General features: G+C 60.0%; 15 protein-coding genes. 8 read left to right on the top strand and 7 right to left on the bottom strand.

The genetic code is table 11. The features are described 5' to 3' along the window. Positions 1-18 precede the first annotated feature (18 nt). The 3 genes from J2Z75_RS04040 to J2Z75_RS04030 all read left to right on the top strand — a co-directional run bounded on the left by J2Z75_RS04040 (position 19) and on the right by J2Z75_RS04030 (position 2,679). Positions 19-1,740, top strand: a complete 1,722-nt coding sequence (locus tag J2Z75_RS04040; RefSeq protein ID WP_209848797.1) for an ABC transporter ATP-binding protein — start codon at positions 19-21, stop codon at positions 1,738-1,740. A gap of 69 nt (positions 1,741-1,809) precedes the next feature. After that, entirely contained in the window at positions 1,810-2,424 is a 615-nt protein-coding gene (locus J2Z75_RS04035; RefSeq protein WP_209848003.1) for a DUF1236 domain-containing protein, read from the top strand. A 90-nt stretch (positions 2,425-2,514) separates the two neighbouring features. Further along, positions 2,515-2,679 carry a hypothetical protein gene (locus J2Z75_RS04030; protein ID WP_209848002.1) on the top strand — a complete coding sequence of 55 codons (165 nt, stop codon included), beginning with the start codon at positions 2,515-2,517 and terminating at the stop codon, positions 2,677-2,679. A 31-nt stretch (positions 2,680-2,710) separates the two neighbouring features. Here J2Z75_RS04030 and J2Z75_RS04025 read toward each other — a convergent pair whose 3' ends face one another. Further along, the gene (locus J2Z75_RS04025) at positions 2,711-2,941 is read right to left on the bottom strand and encodes a hypothetical protein (protein ID WP_209847998.1); all 231 of its coding nucleotides are present in this window, start codon (positions 2,939-2,941) and stop codon (positions 2,711-2,713) included. Positions 2,942-3,094: 153 nt separating this feature from the next. Here J2Z75_RS04025 and J2Z75_RS04020 point away from each other — a divergent pair, with 153 nt between their 5' ends. Continuing rightward, positions 3,095-3,376: a DUF6894 family protein gene (locus J2Z75_RS04020; RefSeq protein ID WP_209847995.1), complete on the top strand. Its 282-nt coding sequence runs from the start codon at positions 3,095-3,097 to the stop codon at positions 3,374-3,376. Here the strand turns inward: J2Z75_RS04020 and J2Z75_RS04015 are convergent. The 6 genes from J2Z75_RS04015 to J2Z75_RS29650 form a co-directional block, all read right to left on the bottom strand. After that, positions 3,366-5,417: an acyltransferase family protein gene (locus J2Z75_RS04015; RefSeq protein ID WP_209847992.1), complete on the bottom strand. Its 2,052-nt coding sequence runs from the start codon at positions 5,415-5,417 to the stop codon at positions 3,366-3,368. The genes J2Z75_RS04020 and J2Z75_RS04015 overlap by 11 nt on opposite strands. A 259-nt stretch (positions 5,418-5,676) precedes the next feature. After that, positions 5,677-6,714: a sulfate/molybdate ABC transporter ATP-binding protein gene (locus tag J2Z75_RS04010; protein WP_209847989.1), complete on the bottom strand. Its 1,038-nt coding sequence runs from the start codon at positions 6,712-6,714 to the stop codon at positions 5,677-5,679. Positions 6,715-6,729: 15 nt separating this feature from the next. Further along, complete coding sequence (cysW, locus tag J2Z75_RS04005) at positions 6,730-7,617, bottom strand: sulfate ABC transporter permease subunit CysW (protein WP_209847987.1); 888 nt, start codon at positions 7,615-7,617, stop codon at positions 6,730-6,732. Then, positions 7,607-8,464, bottom strand: coding sequence for a sulfate ABC transporter permease subunit CysT (gene cysT / locus J2Z75_RS04000; RefSeq protein WP_209847985.1), 858 nt, complete (start codon positions 8,462-8,464; stop codon positions 7,607-7,609). Before cysT ends, cysW begins: the two co-directional genes overlap by 11 nt. Positions 8,465-8,470: 6 nt before the next feature. Further along, on the bottom strand, positions 8,471-9,496 hold the full coding sequence (locus tag J2Z75_RS03995) for a sulfate ABC transporter substrate-binding protein (protein WP_209847983.1): 1,026 nt from the start codon (positions 9,494-9,496) through the stop codon (positions 8,471-8,473). A 197-nt stretch (positions 9,497-9,693) separates the two neighbouring features. Beyond that, on the bottom strand, positions 9,694-10,227 hold the full coding sequence (locus J2Z75_RS29650; RefSeq protein WP_407692731.1) for a hypothetical protein: 534 nt from the start codon (positions 10,225-10,227) through the stop codon (positions 9,694-9,696). Between the two features lie 39 nt (positions 10,228-10,266). Between J2Z75_RS29650 and J2Z75_RS03985 the strand changes: the two genes are divergently transcribed. The 4 genes from J2Z75_RS03985 (at position 10,267) to J2Z75_RS03970 (ending at position 16,629) form a co-directional block, all read left to right on the top strand. Beyond that, the gene (locus J2Z75_RS03985; RefSeq protein ID WP_209847981.1) at positions 10,267-10,521 is read left to right on the top strand and encodes a hypothetical protein; all 255 of its coding nucleotides are present in this window, start codon (positions 10,267-10,269) and stop codon (positions 10,519-10,521) included. A gap of 153 nt (positions 10,522-10,674) precedes the next feature. Next, positions 10,675-11,235 carry a DUF924 family protein gene (locus J2Z75_RS03980; RefSeq protein WP_209847979.1) on the top strand — a complete coding sequence of 187 codons (561 nt, stop codon included), beginning with the start codon at positions 10,675-10,677 and terminating at the stop codon, positions 11,233-11,235. Between the two features lie 146 nt (positions 11,236-11,381). Then, on the top strand, positions 11,382-13,910 hold the full coding sequence (locus tag J2Z75_RS03975) for a mechanosensitive ion channel family protein (protein ID WP_209848791.1): 2,529 nt from the start codon (positions 11,382-11,384) through the stop codon (positions 13,908-13,910). A gap of 157 nt (positions 13,911-14,067) precedes the next feature. Further along, positions 14,068-16,629, top strand: a complete 2,562-nt coding sequence (locus tag J2Z75_RS03970) for a GcvT family protein (RefSeq protein ID WP_209847975.1) — start codon at positions 14,068-14,070, stop codon at positions 16,627-16,629. The last annotated feature ends 303 nt before the right edge of the window (positions 16,630-16,932 follow it).

Here is a 16,932-nt window from a genome sequence, read left to right as displayed (position 1 = left end):
AGGATCCAAACGATTATGATGCGCGATGTCGTCGCCCGTTTCTTCGCTTACTACCGGCCGCACCGGCGCCTGTTCCTCCTGGACTTTTCCTGTGCGGTCGCCTCCGGGCTGCTGGAGCTTGGCTTTCCGATCGCGGTCAAGCTGTTCATCGACGTGCTGTTGCCGACCGGCCAGTGGGGCTATGTCGCCGCGGCGTCCGCGGGGCTGATGCTGATCTATGTCATCAACGGCGGGCTGATGGCGATCGTCACCTATTGGGGGCATATGCTCGGCATCAATATCGAGACCGAGATGCGGCGAAAGGCATTCGATCATCTGCAAAAGCTGTCCTTCGGTTATTTCGACAACCAGAAGACCGGCCATCTCGTGGCTCGGCTGACGAAAGACCTGGAGGAAATCGGCGAGGTCGCACATCATGGCCCGGAAGACGTGTTCATCGCCATCATGACGCTGATCGGCGCCTTCCTGCTGATGGCGTCGGTCAATCCGAAACTGGCGCTCATCACCGCCCTGGTGCTGCCTCTGACCGCCTGGTTGACGACCCGGTACGGCGGCCGGATGACGCGCAACTGGCAGGCGCTCTACAATCGCGTCGGCGATTTCAATGCCCGGATCGAGGAAAATGTCGGCGGCATCCGCGTCGTGCAGGCCTTTGCCAATGAAGACCACGAGCGTGGGCTGTTCGAAAAGGACAACCAGCGTTATCGCAAGACCAAGCTCGATGCCTACCGGATCATGGCGGTGTCGATGACGCTCAGCTATCTCTCCATGCGCCTCGTCCAGATGGTTGTTCTCGTCGCCGGCAGCTACTTCGTGCTGAAGGGAGAACTCACGGCGGGCGGGTTTGTCGGCTTTCTGTTGCTGGTGGGTGTGTTCTTTCGCCCTGTCGACAAGATCAATTCGGTCATCGAGACCTATCCCAAGGGTATTGCCGGCTTCCGCCGCTACATCGACTTTCTCGATACCCGCCCGGATATCGCCGACCGGCCAGGTGCCCGCGACGTGTCGGCGCTGAAGGGCGATATCCGTTATCGCAACGCCCGCTTCGGATACCAGCAGTCGAAGGCGATCCTTAACGATCTGGCCATCGATATCCGCGCCGGCGAGACAGTCGCCTTTGTCGGTCCGTCAGGCGCCGGCAAGACGACGATCTGCGCTCTGCTGCCGCGTTTCTACGAGGTGACGGGCGGTTCCATCACCATCGATGATATCGATATTCGCGACATGAGCCTGCGGTCGTTGCGAAACCATATCGGCATCGTCAGCCAGGATGTCTTCCTGTTCGCAGGCTCGTTGCGGGAAAACATCGCCTATGGCCGGCTCGATGCCAGCGAAGAGGAGATCATCGAGGCCGCCGGGAAGGCGCGTCTCGAAGGCGTCATCGCCGGCCTGCCGCAGGGGCTGGACACAGTTGTCGGGGAGCGCGGCGTGAAGCTTTCGGGCGGGCAGAAACAACGGCTCGCCATCGCCCGTATCTTTCTGAAGAACCCGCCGATCCTGATCCTCGACGAGGCGACGTCGGCGCTCGACACCGAAACAGAACGGGCCATCCAGCAATCTCTCGCAGAACTGTCGAAAGGCCGCACGACGCTGGTTATCGCCCACCGGCTGGCGACGATCACCCAGGCAGACCGCATCCTCGTCGTCAATGAGGGCATGATCGTGGAGGATGGCAGCCATTCGGAACTCCTGAAACAGAATGGTCTCTACCGCCGCCTGAGCCTGTTGCAGGCGGGATAGCGCGCTGCTCCAAGGAACATTGGGTGCTGTCGGACGTTTGGCATCCACTGTTCAAAAAGGAGAAAGAAAATGCGGTGGATTTCAAAACCCTTGCTCGTGAGTGCAATGCTTCTTACCGGAGCCGGGTTCGCCCAGGCCGGCATGATGGCGACAACGGCGACGGACCTGACAGTTTATTCCGGCCCTGGCGCGGATTACCCGTCCGTGGGTATTGCCACCCGTGGCAGCGCCGCGGCGCTTGACGGCTGCCTTGAAGGGGACAGCTGGTGCCGTATCGATGTCAACGGCCTGCGCGGCTGGGTCTACGCCCAGGAACTGACGGTCGACTATAACGGTGCGCCCGTCATCGTCCAGGAACGCCGCATGGATCTTGGCGTACCGGTCGTCAGCTTCGAGCGAACCGGCAGCGCGGCTGGTCCCGCCGATCCGGCACCTGGCGATGAGCTGATCGGAACGGTCGACGGCAGCGGTGCGATCGTGCCGCCGCCGGAAGTTTTGACCTATATCGACCGCACGCCGATGGACGCGGTTCCCTATGACGGCGAAGTCGTGGTCGGAGCAACGCTGCCCAGCGACGTGGTGATTTCTCAGGTGCCCGACTACCAATACAGCTATGTGCGCATCAACGACCGGCCGATGCTGGTCGACCCGCAGAGCCGCCGGATCGTCTACGTCTACAAGTAGACTGGACAAAGCATCGGGCCACGCGAGAGCGCGGCCCGGCTGACGGGGTAAACTTTTTCTACGGCTGCTTTTCGAAGGCGGAGTTCAATCATGACATCCCGCGCACTTATGATCGGTGTTCTCGGTATTGTTGTCCGCTCGATTCTCAGCATTCTCGCCGTCCAGTATTTCGTACCGGATGGAAGCGCAAAGAGTACGACGCCGCCGAATCCACTGGTTGTTGCGCCGGAAAATGCGGCGCAGGAAACGAAATGAAGATTTCAATTCGGGCATGGCTCGAATTGCGTCATGCGCCGATTGCAAAATCCTGCCGCAACGCGGCCTCGCATGCCCTTGTCAACGCGGCGGGATCTCTTTGTCCGCTTTGATAGAGCCGGATGATGGCGGCCGCGCAAATCTGCATGTCGGCGTCCGATCGCGTCGTCTGATGGATTTCGCAAAACTGGTCGAAGACACGCCGCAGCGCGTCGATGTCCTCGCCACAAAGCGCATCTATCTGCGGATTGAAATAAGCCATTCTATTCCTCCTCTCGAGGATCGGACTTTATGTCCTGATGCCATCAGTGCCCGAGGCATGATCGGCTATGGCTGCAGTTTAGCGCGATTTGAATTCAGCGCTATTCACTAAGACATGTCTCAGCGCCAAGAAAAATTTCCGTCAGGCAACCTTTTGCGTTTTCATGTCTTTTCTCCAACAAGGGGAAAAACCGCCATGGCCGCGTTTTATTTCAACGTAATCGACAATGACGGCACAATTCCGGCCGACGACGCTTTTGATTTTTCAGATTTGATGGCTGCGATCCGACAGGCAAAGATCGTCCTGGCCGAAATGGCGCTCGACGGATTGCCGAAGGATCCGGTCAAAGCCTTGGAAATCGAAGTGCAGAATGCCGATCACATGCCGGTTGTCAGAATGAAGCTGGAGTTGAAGATCCAGTGGTCTAGCGCGTGACCAGTGCCGGCCCTGCCGTTCGGCCATTGATCACTTCTACCGCTGCCAATATGGCCGGAACGACCAAATCGGCGCCTGAATCGGACAGGTGGTCGTCGTCGAAATAGAAGACCCTTTCGGCGCTCAGGCTGTTGATGCAACGATCCTTGAGGAAGCTGTCGCAGAAGAAATCGGCAGGCCGGACGCGGAAGAGGTTGGGATGGGAGATCGCATCGAACGCAGCGATCACAGCTCCGTTTCGTTGTCTGTATCGGTCGTAGCTGGTGCTGAATTCCAGGTTTTTGACCCCGTACATCGCGCTTTTCGCAACACGTTCCGGCACGTTCCATCCCGCTTCGGGGATAGGGTAGACAAGCACCACGTTGCGGCCGGCGTCGAGATATTTCTGGATGTCGGCCACATATTGCTTCAACACGCGGGCCTTGCGGGCGGGATCTCCCTGAGTGGCATGCTCGTCGAGACGATCGAGCAGATCGACATAGGTGGGCTTCAGGGACTCTATGCCGCCTTCGCCGTTGTCAAAGGGGGCTCCGTCGACATAGAGGCTCCAGCGGCTTGCCATGATAACGGTCGCCATGCCGCTTTTCTGGATGTAGTCCTCAATGCCACGGAAGAATGGGTCGCAGCGCAGCTTGTATTTCGGATTGGAAACATAGAATCCGGAAAAGCCGACGCAAGCCGAATGCGTCATCACGTAGAGATCGACATTGTTGGAATCGAAGCTGCGCAGGGCTTCCCCGGCAAGGGCGGCGGCGTGCGAATCGCCGATCAGGATCGTCCGGCTGGCTGTTGAATGCTGGGTCAGGCAATCCCGAACGGGATGAGGCAAGGATGCTTCGCCCTTGTCGAACAGGCAGGTGTCCATGACGGGATCGTGATGTTCCTGTTCGGCAAGGGCCGTCAGCGCGTCCGGCGGCAGGCGAAACTGCAAACCGTTGTCCGAGACGCCGTAGAGGCCGATGCCGATGAAAAGCGCCGCGGTGATCGCCCCGCCGCCCAGCATGCGGGCGGGAGTGGGCAGGAGCTGAACTCCGCTGCCCTTGCGGAAAGGCGTCTCGATGAACCGCCACGAGAGGTAGGCCAAGCCGACACAAGCGAGTGCGAGGAGGCTCATCAAAGCCATCGACGGTTCGGTGAGGCCGCGGATCCGCGCCAAGGCAAAAACCGGCTGGTGCCAGAGATAGAGGCTGTAGCTGATCAGCCCGACGCCGACCATCGGCCGCGTCGACAGCAGCTGCGCCGTCAGCGTTCCTGCGGATGCGAACAGGATGACCAGCACCGCGCCCAGGACCGGGACGAGGGCGTAGAGGGACGGAAAGGGTGTCGCCTCGTCATAGGCGAAGATGGAGAAGACGATGATGGCCAATCCTGTCAAGGACAGGATGTTGCTGCTGTACTGCCGCCCGCCGGCGAGCAGGAAGGCGCAAAGCGAGCCGGCAAGCAATTCCCAGGCACGGGTGTTCGGCAGGTAGAAATTCGCGGTCGTGAAGTTCACAGAGCCGTATTGCGCAAGCAGCAGGCTGGCCAAAGCGACGGCGGCGATGGCGCCGATCAGCGCGTGCCGGCCAAACCGCCACATCAGCATCACGAAGAGCGGAAACAGCATGTAATACTGTTCTTCGACCGCCAGGCTCCAGGTATGCAGCAGTGGCTGTTCTTCGGACGCTGCGGCGAAGTAGCCGCCGCTTTCGTGCCAGAACAGAAAATTGGAGCCAAACAGGCAGACGGCGATGATGCTGCGGGCGAAGCTTGCCATCTGCGCGGGCAGCATCCATACCCAGGCAAAGGGCAGGCAGCACAAAAGGACGAAGAAGAGCACGGGAAGAATGCGGCGGGCGCGGCGCTCGTAGAATTTGAGCAGCGAAAAAACGCCCCTGTCGCGTTCCGCGATGATGATCGAGGTGATCAGGTATCCGCTGATGACGAAGAAGATATCGACCCCGATGAAGCCGCCGCTGAACAGCTGGAAGCCGGCGTGAAACAGCACCACCGGAATCACGGCGACGGACCGGAGCCCGTCGATTTCGCGTCTATAATTCATTGCGTCCCCTGCCGAGATCCAAATAGGCTGGCGGAACGATGCGACGGCTTGTTGCCGCGGATCAAGTCCGCTTTTTAACAAAAGGAATGAAAAACCAAGAGCCTATGTGTCCCGCAGGCGCTTGGGGCCTGTTTTCCGCAGAGCGGCAATCGGCGTCATGCGTGGGCCAATGACCCGCACATGACGCCGGATGGGGACTGCCGCCGATCGTGGACACCGGCAGCGGAAAATTTCACCGACTGTCGTTGCCGCCTCTTTTCTAGTTGCGGAACAATTTCCACCGCGTCGGCCTGAAGGCGATGCGGGAATGATCGGACGTGACTTTTTCCGGCGGAAGTTCGATCTCGACCTTGCTGTGGGTGGCGCCGATGTCAAGTTCGACATGGCGGGTGCCGGCGACGCGGCGGGTCACGGTGACGATACCGGCGATGCAGCCGCCGCAGCCGTCGAGCAGTTCGATATCGTGCGGGCGGAAGTAGAGTTGGGCCGGCCCGTCGGCTTCGCCCGTCGCGCTGACGCCGATCGAGCGGTCATCGAGCCAAAGCTGGCCGTTTTCGACGCGCACCGGAAGAATGTTCGACTGCCCGATGAAGCCGAAGACGAAAGGGGAGTTCGGCGTATCGTAGATTTCGTCCGGCGTGCCGATCTGTTCGATCTTGCCCTTGCTCATGACGACGACGCGGTCGGCGAGTTCCAGCGCCTCGTCCTGGTCGTGGGTGACGAACACGGTGGTATGACCGGTGCGGTCGTGGATTTCACGCAGCCAGCGGCGCAGTTCCTTGCGTACCTGCGCGTCGAGTGCGCCGAACGGTTCGTCGAGAAGCAGGACGTTCGGTTCCACGGCCATGGCGCGGGCGAGCGCCACGCGCTGGCGCTGGCCGCCGGAGAGCTGCGCCGGATAGCGTTTTTCAAGGCCGCTCAGTTGAACAAGATCGAGCAGTTCAAGGGCGCGCTTGCGAATGTCGGCCTTGGAAGGCCGGCGGCCGGCGGGGCGGATCGTCAGGCCGAAGGAGACATTGTCGAGCACGGTCATGTGGCGAAACAGCGCGTAATGCTGGAACACGAAGCCGATATTGCGCTGCTGCACCGTCTTGCGCGACGCATCCTCGTTGCCGAAATAAACGGTGCCCTCTGTCGGGCTTTCAAGGCCTGCGATCAGGCGCAGCAGCGTCGTCTTGCCGGAGCCGGAAGGGCCGAGCAAGGCGATCAGCTCACCCGAACGAATGTCGAGCGAGACGTCGTTGAGCGCCGGAAAGCGGCTGAATTCCTTGCGGATGTTTTGAACGCGAACTTCCATTTACACTTAAACCTTTCAGTGCCGGCGGCTGGCGGCGATCTGTTCGCTGTACTTCATTTCAAGCAGCGATTTCAGAACGAGGGTAACAAGGGCCAGCAGGGCGAGAAGCGTTGCGACCGCGAAGGCGGCAACGAAATTATATTCATTGTAGAGGATTTCCACCTGCAGCGGCATGGTGTTGGTCAGGCCACGGATGTGTCCGGATACGACCGAAACCGCGCCGAACTCGCCCATGGCGCGGGCGTTGCAGAGCAGGACGCCGTAGAGCAGGCCCCATTTGATGTTGGGCAGCGTCACGTACCAGAAGGTCTGCCAGCCGCTTGCGCCCAGCGAAAGGGCTGCCTCCTCGTCGCTGGTTCCCTGTTCCTGCATCAGCGGGATCAGTTCGCGGGCGACGAAAGGGAAGGTGACGAAGACCGTTGCCAACACGATGCCGGGCACGGCGAACAGGATCTGGATGCCGTGGCTCTGCAGCCATGGGCCAATCAGGCTGTGGGAGCCGAACAAGAGAATGAAAACCATGCCGGATATCACCGGAGAAACCGAGAAGGGCAGGTCGATCAGCGTGGTGAGGAACGCCTTGCCCTTGAACTCGAACTTGGCGATCGCCCAGGCCGCGGCAATGCCGAACACCAGATTGAGCGGTACGGCAATACCAGCGACGATCAGCGTCAGCCGGATGGCGGAGAACGTTTCCGGATCGGATAAAACGGTGAAGAACTCGCCGGGACCATTGCGCATGGCTTCGGTGAACACCGCCGCCAAAGGCAGGACCAGGAAAAGACCGACGAAACAGAGTGCAAGGCCGATCAGGCCATAGCGCGCCAGCCGGTGCTCGGACGTGGCGACCCGGACCAGTTCGGTGTTGCCGGTGCCGCCGTGTGAAGCTGCGTCATGCGCCATAGCCGTACCTCCTTCTGCTCCAGGCTTGAATCGTGTTGATGATCAACAGCATGGCGAAGGAAATCACAAGCATGACCGCGGCGATCGCGGTCGCTGCCGGATAATTGAATTCCTCCAGTCGAATGACGATCAGCAAAGGCGCTATTTCAGAGATATAGGGCAGGTTGCCGGCGATGAAGATGACGGAGCCATATTCCCCGACGCCGCGGGCGAAGGCCAGTGCGAAACCGGTCAGAACTGCGGGGGCGAGCCCCGGTAGAAGCACCCGGCGGATTGTCTGGAAACGGTTGGCGCCGAGCGTTGCGGCGGCTTCCTCCACTTCCTTGTCGATTTCCTCCATGATCGGCTGCACGGTTCTGACGACAAAAGGCAGTCCGACGAAGATCAGCGCGAAAACGATGCCGATCGGTGTGAAGGCGATCTTGATGCCGAGCGGCGCAAGCAGACTGCCGATCCAGCCGTTCGGCGCGTAGAGTGTCGTCAGCGCGATACCGGCAACAGCCGTCGGAAGAGCGAACGGCAAATCGACCATGGCGTCGATGACGCGTTTACCGGGAAAACGATAGCGGACCAGGACCCAGGCGAGAATGACCCCGAACACCACGTTCACGAGCGCCGCCGCGAAGGCAGTGCCGAAACTGATGCGCAGCGCATTGACCGTGCGCTGGTCGGTGGCGAGCGCCCAGAAGGTAGGCCAGCCCAAGGCGCTGGAGCGCCAGGCAAGGCCGGAAAGCGGGATGAGAATGATAAGTATGAGCCATGACAAAGTAACGCCGAGCGCCAATCCGAATCCCGGAATGACGCTCGGCTGTCTGAATTGCCACAGCGAAGCTGTGCGTGCGGTCATAAAGTCTTATTGCCCCGGCTTGTAGATCTGGTCAAAGAGCCCACCATCCCCAAAATATTTCGGCTGAGCTTCCTTCCATCCGCCGAATTCGTCAATAGTGACGAGCTTCACATCGGCAAAACGCTTGATGTCGTCCGGATTGGCGACTTCAGGCTTGAAGGGGCGGTAGTAGTGTTTCGCAGCGAGCTTCTGGCCGATATCCGAGTACAGGTACTGCAGATAGGCTTCGGCCACCTTGCGGGTGCCCTTGGCATCGACATTGCCATCGACAAGCGCCACCGGCGGTTCGGCCTTGATCGAGATGGACGGGGTGACGATATCGAAATTGTCCGGACCGAGTTCTTCCAGCGACAGATAGGCCTCGTTTTCCCAGGCCAGCAGAACGTCGCCGAGGCCACGTTGTACAAACGTCGTCGTCGCACCGCGCGCGCCGGTATCGAGTACCGGAACATGTTTGAAGAGCTCGGTGACATATTCCTGCGCCTTGGTATCATCGCCGCCATTGGCTGCGCGTGCCCAGGCCCAGGCCGCCAGGAAGTTCCAGCGGGCACCGCCCGAGGTCTTCGGGTTCGGCGTGATCACCTGGATGTCATCCTTGATCAGATCGCCCCAGTCCTTGATGCCCTTCGGATTGCCCTTGCGCACCAGGAACACGATCGTCGAGGTGTAAGGCGCACTGTTGTTTTCGAACTTCGTCTTCCAGTCCGCCGGAATCTTGCCGGTTTCCTTGGCGATCGCGTCGATATCGGCTTCAAGCGCCAACGTCACGACATCGGCTTCCAGCCCGTCGATCACGGCACGCGCCTGTTTGCCCGATCCACCATGCGACGCCTGGATTGTCACCGTCTCGCCCGTATCCGCCTTCCACTTTTCAGCGAAGGCTGCATTGAAATCCTTGTAGAGTTCACGCGTCGGGTCGTAGGAGACATTGAGAATTGTCGTGTCGGCAAATGCGAAACCAAGTCCGCCGATCTGGATGCTGCTGGCGAGAAGCGCCACCGTAAAGAATCTCGTGAGTTGTTTCGCTCGCATGTCTACCTCCGTTGTTAGCAGGCATACTCTATTCATTGGATGGAATATTATAACGCAGAACTTTCCCTTTCCCGGATCAGCCGGAGAAAGTCCTGCCCTTGGCAAGGGCAATGCCGAAATCATTTGCCACGCAACGGCATCAGGAGGCTGCCCTTGTTGCTGACAGACCCTACCATAGCCTGTTGTCCGGCGGAATGTCAGTCGTACGGAAAACCGATAAAACCGCGGCGTCGCGCGACAAGCTTAAGAGACCGGTCGGGCATGACCATGTAGGTTTCTTCGATCCGCTCACCGTATGGGCCGTAGAAATTGTTGTGCAACGTACTGCCGACCGGCGCTTTTTTGAGCTTGGTCCGGGGCTGGCCGTTGTAGGTGATACTGCCGGGTATCGGCTCTATTCCGCCGTAAGATCCACGATAGGATTGCGCTTCCACGCAGGATGTCAGGGACAGGGCGGTTAAGGCCGCAACAATCATCTTTTTCATCGCCGAACTCCCTTCAAGGCCTCCCTGGCCCCTTCTTTCTTTGACATAGGGTTTCTGTGGGTATTTTCCAGTCGAGCCTAAAAAGGCCCGGAACAATGCCGTCTTGCGCCAGGCTTGCGGCGGCGCAGCGGCCGCTCTTGTGAATATCAGCGAATCAGCAAGAATGAATATGGGAGGTTTCACGGGGACTTGAATGTCATGAAACGCAAATTCCTTGCCTCCCTTTTCCTCCTCTTGATGTCGCATACGGGTTTTGCTGCGACCCGAGGCGCGCGGGAAGACGTCATGGAAAAGATCGCCGATGTCGTCGCCTTCGCCCGCGTTTGCCCGGCGCTCGAGATGGACACGGTCTCGGTGACGACGATCGCCATCGGCCAGAAGATCGGAAAATCCAATCGCGACTATGACCTGATCGACGCCATGGCCAATGCGCGGGAAGGCGCCATTCGTCGCGGTAATGCCGAAATTGCATGTGAAACCGGCCGGCGGCAATATGGGCCGGGCGGGAGTGCCTTGCCGGGCCTGCTGCGCGAGCGGTAAGAATTCCATCCGCTCGAAGCGTGGATTTCCGGGGCGGCCGGGCGATGCTCGGGATGCGTGCATGGAAACGATGCCGGCGCTTTCTTATGTTTGTGTTAACACACACGCATGACGTGCCGTATTCACGGCGCGTGAAGGAAGAGGGAGGAGAAGATGGCGGATGCCGCTGGCATATGCACACCGGAAGAGATCCTGTCGTTCTGGTTTGACGAATTGCACCCGCAGGACTGGTTCACACCGCCACCGGGGCTCGATAGCCAATGTGACCGTCGATTTCGGCTGACGCACCTGTCGCTGGCGCGCGACGTTGGGCCTGAGTGGCGGGAGACGCCGGAGAGGCGGCTGGCTGCCGTGATCATGCTCGACCAGATGCCGCGCAACATGTATCGGGCCACGCCGCTTGCCTTTGCGACAGACGGCCTTGCGCTGCGTGAGGCGTCTCTTGCAATCGATGCGGGCGCGGACGCCGGCCTGTCGGTTGATCAACGTACCTTCCTCTACCTGCCGTTCGAGCATTCGGAAAGCCTTGCCGACCAGGTACGCTCAGTGAGGCTTTTCACCGAACTCGGCGATGCCAATTACCTTGATTTTGCCATACGCCACTGCGAGATCATCCGGCAGTTCGGACGATTCCCGCATCGCAATGCGATTTTGGGCCGTGTTTCCACGGCAGAGGAAATCACTTTCCTGTCTCAACCGGGCTCCGGATTCTGACACCGTCGAATGGCCGGAAAATCGCAATCAGCCGGAAATCGGATTTTGCATCTGGCGATGCTCCGGCCTATGCAACGCCCAGCCGTTTGCGCCGCGCTTCGATTCTGCTTTGATGCGGCCGCCGGGAAAAGGATATGTTCTTGCCGATGATGTCGAAACTCTTTGCCGCCTTTCTGTCTTTGTGGATGTTTGCCGTGTCGGTGCCTGTCATGGCGCAGCAGCCCGACGTCAATGCCAATCCGCAGCCGGCTGTGGAAGCCGCGAGCCCGCAGGCGCAGACTGCTCAGCAATTGGAGGCTGCCCGCACAAACATTGTACGGCTGACGGATCTGGTCGCGAAGGCTGCGGATGACGACAATCGCCTTGCCGAACTGAAGGTCGAGGTCGATGTCGCTGCCAAGCAGATTATCGCAACCTCAGTTGCCACGCGGCCGCGTCTGGACGAAATCAAGGCGCGTCTGGCGGAACTGGGCGATGCGCCGGCGGAAGGCGCGCCGCCGGAAGCCGATGTCGTTGCCCAGGAGCGGAAGCGTCTTCTTGCCGAGCGGGGTGAAATCAACGCGCTGACCGGAACCGCCGAGGATCTGTCGATCCAGGCAACCAAGCTTTCCAACGGCATCACCGGCACGCGGCGCGCGCTGTTCAGCAACACGCTGCTCAAGCATACCGACATCAACCGGACGATGGTGATGGACGCCATCGCCGCCTTGAGCCTGGAACGGCAGGCATTCATGCGTACCGTCGGCAGCTGGCTGACGTTTGCCTGGAACTTCAAACGTCTGCAATTGTTGACGGCCTTGTTCCTCTCGCTTTGCGCCGCGCTCATCCTGCTTGCCGGAACGCGCAGGCTGTTTTTCCCGTTGATCCATCGTGAAGCCCTGAGTGAAGAGCCGGGCTATATCACTCGCCTGTCGGTGGCGTTCTGGTCGACGATGATCCCGACGATGGCGATGGCCGTCTTTGCGACCACGAGCTACTTTTTTCTGCAGGTATTCAAAGTCCTGCGGCCGGACATCGCGCCGATCATCTCGATCACGCTGGCAATCTGTGTCGCGCTGCTGTTCGTTTCGACGCTGGCGAACGCCGTTCTCGCGCCTCGGCAGAGTGCCTGGCGCCTGGTCCGTGTTTCCGATCACGGCGCCCGTCTGCTGGTATTTGCGATCTTCGCCATGACGGTCGTCAACAGCCTCGACTACCTGGCCGGTACGATCAGCGAAGTCATGGGCTCGCCGGTCGTCTTCACCGTCGTCAAAAGCCTGATCGCGTCGATCATCATCGGCTTGATCCTGATGGCTATGTCGCTGATCAAGCCGATCCTGGCTGCGGGAGACACGCTCAACGGTCAGGGAAAACCCTGGCCGCGAGCGGTTTCCTTGCTGTTCGTTGTCACCGGTGCGGCCCTGATCATTGCGACCCTGGCGGGATACGTCGGTCTTGCCCGGTTCATCGCCACGCAGATCGTCATGACCGGCGCCATCCTGGTGACGATGTATATCGGCATCCTCACGGGCAAGGCTATCGCCAAGCAGAATGCGCTCGCCGATACGGTCGTCGGCCGCTATCTCGAAAAGCGCTTCGGGTTGGGGCAGGTGGCTCTCGATCAGGCCGGTCTGGCCGCCGGTCTTGGGATCTATGTGCTGGTGGTGCTGTTCTTCATTCCGCTGCTCCTGTTGCAATGGGGATTCAAGATCGCCGATATCGAGGCTTGGGCCTATCGTATCTTCACCGAGATCAAGATCGGCAGCATCACGATTTCGATCGTCGGCATTTTCGCCGGCGTTTTGATGTTTGCTGCCGGTTATGTGGTCACACGCTGGTTTCAGCGCTGGCTCGACGGCAGCGTCATGGCCCGCAGCCGCATCGATACGGGCGTGCGCAACTCGGTCAAGACAGGAGTCGGCTATCTCGGCATGGGGCTCGCCAGTCTGATCGGCATTTCCGCAGCGGGGCTTGACCTGTCGAACCTGGCACTGGTTGCCGGTGCGCTTTCGCTGGGTGTCGGTTTTGGCCTGCAGAACATCGTCTCGAATTTCGTCTCCGGGCTTATCCTTCTGGTCGAACGGCCGTTCAAGGTGGGTGACTGGGTGGTGACGGGCACGACGGAGGGTTTCGTCAGGCGCATCTCCGTTCGCGCAACCGAGATCGAGACGTTCCAGCGCCAAACGATCATGGTGCCGAATTCGCTGTTCATCAATGCTTCCGTCGGCAACTGGACCCACAAGAACAAGCTGGGTCGGTCGGACATCCCGGTAACCGTCAGCTATGACAGCGCGCCGCGCCAGGTGATGGACACGCTTCTGCAGATCGCCGCCGCGCATCCTCTGGTCCTCAAGAATCCCGAACCGCTCGCCGTCTTCAGCGCCTTTGGCGACGCGACCATGACCTTTGAATTGCGGGTATACCTTGCCGATATCGTCAACGGCAACGGCGTGCGCAACGATCTTCGGCTGGCGATCTACGAGCGTTTCAAGGACGAGGGGCTTGGAGCGCCGTTTCCCAAGGAAGCGATCGAACCCGAAACGCCGCCACCCGGACCGGAGGCGGATGCACGCGCGCTGGAGGCCGAGGCGGCCGGTCCCACGGAAGCGCTGTCCCCGGAGGAGGCGGTCAAGCGTAGCGGCACGCAGCGGCGACCCCGACGGGTCTCCGTCGAAGCGGTTGGGGACAGGGATTGAAGGTTCGGTGGACATCCGGCGGAGCCGCTGGCTGTTCCAATCCGTGCGCTATGCGGATGTCGTCGTGCAGCATGATGATTATGTCGTAGACAGGCTCTACTCTTGACGGCGCAAGCCTTAAAAATCGACTTCCAGTCTTCAATCAGGGTCGCAAGCAATGGCAGAATTTCCTCAAAAGGCGAAGGTCGTAATCATCGGGCTGGGCGGCATCGTCGGCGCGTCCATCGCGCATCACCTGATCGAGCGTGGTTGGGACGACATCGTCGGCATCGACAAGTCCGGCATCCCGACCGATATCGGCTCGACGGCGCACGCCTCGGACTTCTGCTACACCACCAGCCACGACTATCTCTCGGTCTGGACCACCCAATATTCGATCGATTTCTACGAAAAGATGGGCCATTACGCCCGCATCGGCGGTCTCGAAGTGGTGCGCACCGGCGACGATACCTGGATGGAGGAGATCAAACGCAAGCTGTCCTCCGCCAAGGCTTTTGGCACCCGCGCCCATTACGTTTCGCCGCAGGAAATCAAGGCGATGTTCCCGCTGGTCGAGGAAGATCAGGTGATGGGCGGCATGTTCGACCCCGACGCCGGCCTCGTCATTCCGCGTTCGCAGACCGTTGCCGGCAAGCTGGTCGACGCCGCTGAAAAATCCGGCAAGCTGCAGATATTCGGCAACACGCCGGCAAAGTCGTTGATCGTCGAGGGCGGCCGCATCAAGGGCGTCGTCACCCATCGCGGCACGATCATGGCCGATCATGTCATCGTCTGTGCCGGAATCTGGGGCCGCCTGATTGCCGAAATGGTCGGTGAAGACCTGCCGGTCATGCCGGTGGATCATCCGCTGACCTTCTTCGGCCCCTACAACGAGTTCGAAGGCACCGGCAAGGAGATCGGCTTCCCGCTTCTGCGCGACCAGGGCAACTCTGCCTATATGCGCGACACCGGCGACCCGAAGACCACCGAAGGCGGCCAGATCGAATGGGGTTATTACGAGCAGACCAACCCGCGCCTCTGCCATCCGCGCGACATTCTTGAAAAGCATGAAGCCCGCCTGTCTCCTTCGCAGCGCGACCTCGATATGGAACAGATCATCGAGCCGCTCGAAAAGGCCATGGAACTGACGCCGATCCTCGGCGAACTCGGCTACAACGAAGGCCATTCCTTCAACGGCCTGCTGCAGGTTTCCGCTGCCGGCGGCCCGTCCTGCGGCGAAAGCCAGAAGGTGCGCGGCCTTTGGTATTGCGTCGCCATCTGGGTCAAGGACGGTCCGGGTTACGGCAAGCTGATCGCCGACTGGATGACCGACGGCCGCACGGAGATCGATCACAACAGCATCGACTATGCCCGCTTCTATCCGCACCAGCTGACCGAAGAGTTCATCGAGAACCGCTGCTACGAGGCCGCCCAGAAGATCTATTTCCCGGCCGTGCATACCCGCGAACCTTATGCCTCGAGCCGCGGCGTCAAACGCTCACCCTTCCACGAGCGCGAAAAGGAGCTTGGCGGCTACTTCATGGAGCTTGGCGGCTGGGAGCGTGCCCATGGTTACGCCGCCAACGAGCACCTGCTGGAAAAGTATGGTGACAAGGTTCCCGTGCGTGAAAACGAGTGGGACAACCGCCACTTCTGGCGCGTCTCCAATGCCGAGCATCTGGCGATGAGCGAGGATTGCGGCATCGTCAACCTCTCGCATTTCCACATGGTGGACATCGAGGGTCCTGATCATGTCGAGCTTCTCGAATGGCTCTGCGCCGCGAAGATCGGCGGCGACGGCAATATCGGCAAGGGCATCTACACCCACTTCCTCGACGACGAGGGCATGGTGCGGGCCGATTTCACCGTCATCCGTATGGCCGACCGCTGCCGCCTGATCAACGGTGCCGATGCCGGCCCGCGCGACTTCCACTACATGAAGCGCGTGGCGCAGGACCGTGGCCTTGATGTCACCATCACCGACGTCACTGAAAAATTCATCACCATCGGCATCTGGGGCCCGAATGCCCGTGAAACGCTGAAGAAGGTCGTCGCCGACCCGGCTGGCCTCGATCCGGAAAACTTCGCCTTCGCGGCGATCAAGCAACTCGAAATCGGCGGCAAGACCGTCACCGCCTTCCGCATCTCCTATGTCGGCGAACAGGGCTGGGAACTGCATATGAAGTACGAGGACGGTCTTGCCGTCTGGGATGCGCTGCGCGCAACAGGCGTCATGGCCTTCGGCGTCGAGACCTATGCAAACTCGCGCCGCATGGAAAAGAGCCTGCGGTTGCAGAACGCGGACCTTCTCACCCAGTACAACCTCATCGAAGCGGACCTTGCCCGCCCGAAGGTCAAGGAAGCGGACTTCCGCGGCAAGGCCAAGCACCTGGAGTACAAGGCAAGGGATCATCAGCCGGCCATGCTCTGCACGCTGGTGATGACGGAAAACACCGATGCCAAGGGCGTGAAGCGCTACCCGGTCGGGTCGTTGCCGGTCATGGATCCGGAAACCGGCGAGGTGCTGATCGACGAACTCGGCCGTCGTTCCTACACCACGTCCATCGCTTTCGGTCCGACGATCGGCAAGAACATTGCGCTTGCCTATCTTCCTCACGCCTATTGCCAAGAGGGCCGCAAGCTGAACGTCGAGTATTTTGCCGAGACCTATCCGGTCGAAGTCGTCGGTGTCGGCTACAAGCCGATCTACGACCCGGAAAACCTCAAGCCGAAAAGCTGACCTTCACAGGACGAGCTGCAAATGACCCTGGCGCATCTGCTCGATAAGCGGATGCGCCATTTTTGATGTTGCTTTTGCGAACAGTTTCATCCGCGAGCGTATATCGGTAAAGCTGATGGCTCGGCTTCAGATGAACGCCCGTTATCCCTGCCATTCAGCGTCTATTCACCCCACGTGCAATATTTATCATGCAATTCTTCCGGCGTGGGTTAGTCTGACGCGGGGTGAAGAGGCGTCCTGTCTTGTCCGGGTATATCGCCTGGAACCGCGAGACGCCAAAAGGGGCGGCGCTGGGGCGCCGGT

Source organism: Rhizobium herbae, from assembly GCF_017873135.1.
GTDB lineage: Bacteria > Pseudomonadota > Alphaproteobacteria > Rhizobiales > Rhizobiaceae > Pararhizobium > Pararhizobium herbae.
Note: the sequence above shows the minus strand (reverse complement) of the source record. Positions and strands in the feature narration are given on the sequence as shown.

Excerpts from the sequence above, each read along its gene's own strand:
- J2Z75_RS04040 (WP_209848797.1), top strand. The coding sequence starts at position 19 with ATGCGCGATGTCGTCGCCCGTTTCTTCGCTTACTACCGGCCGCACCGG.
- J2Z75_RS04035 (WP_209848003.1), top strand. The coding sequence starts at position 1,810 with ATGCGGTGGATTTCAAAACCCTTGCTCGTGAGTGCAATGCTTCTTACC.
- J2Z75_RS04030 (WP_209848002.1), top strand. The coding sequence starts at position 2,515 with ATGACATCCCGCGCACTTATGATCGGTGTTCTCGGTATTGTTGTCCGC.
- J2Z75_RS04025 (WP_209847998.1), bottom strand. The coding sequence starts at position 2,941 with ATGGCTTATTTCAATCCGCAGATAGATGCGCTTTGTGGCGAGGACATC.
- J2Z75_RS04015 (WP_209847992.1), bottom strand. The coding sequence starts at position 5,417 with ATGAATTATAGACGCGAAATCGACGGGCTCCGGTCCGTCGCCGTGATT.
- J2Z75_RS04010 (WP_209847989.1), bottom strand. The coding sequence starts at position 6,714 with ATGGAAGTTCGCGTTCAAAACATCCGCAAGGAATTCAGCCGCTTTCCG.
- cysW (WP_209847987.1), bottom strand. The coding sequence starts at position 7,617 with ATGGCGCATGACGCAGCTTCACACGGCGGCACCGGCAACACCGAACTG.
- cysT (WP_209847985.1), bottom strand. The coding sequence starts at position 8,464 with ATGACCGCACGCACAGCTTCGCTGTGGCAATTCAGACAGCCGAGCGTC.
- J2Z75_RS03995 (WP_209847983.1), bottom strand. The coding sequence starts at position 9,496 with ATGCGAGCGAAACAACTCACGAGATTCTTTACGGTGGCGCTTCTCGCC.
- J2Z75_RS29650 (WP_407692731.1), bottom strand. The coding sequence starts at position 10,227 with ATGCGACATCAAGAGGAGGAAAAGGGAGGCAAGGAATTTGCGTTTCAT.
- J2Z75_RS03985 (WP_209847981.1), top strand. The coding sequence starts at position 10,267 with ATGGAAAAGATCGCCGATGTCGTCGCCTTCGCCCGCGTTTGCCCGGCG.
- J2Z75_RS03980 (WP_209847979.1), top strand. The coding sequence starts at position 10,675 with ATGGCGGATGCCGCTGGCATATGCACACCGGAAGAGATCCTGTCGTTC.
- J2Z75_RS03975 (WP_209848791.1), top strand. The coding sequence starts at position 11,382 with ATGATGTCGAAACTCTTTGCCGCCTTTCTGTCTTTGTGGATGTTTGCC.
- J2Z75_RS03970 (WP_209847975.1), top strand. The coding sequence starts at position 14,068 with ATGGCAGAATTTCCTCAAAAGGCGAAGGTCGTAATCATCGGGCTGGGC.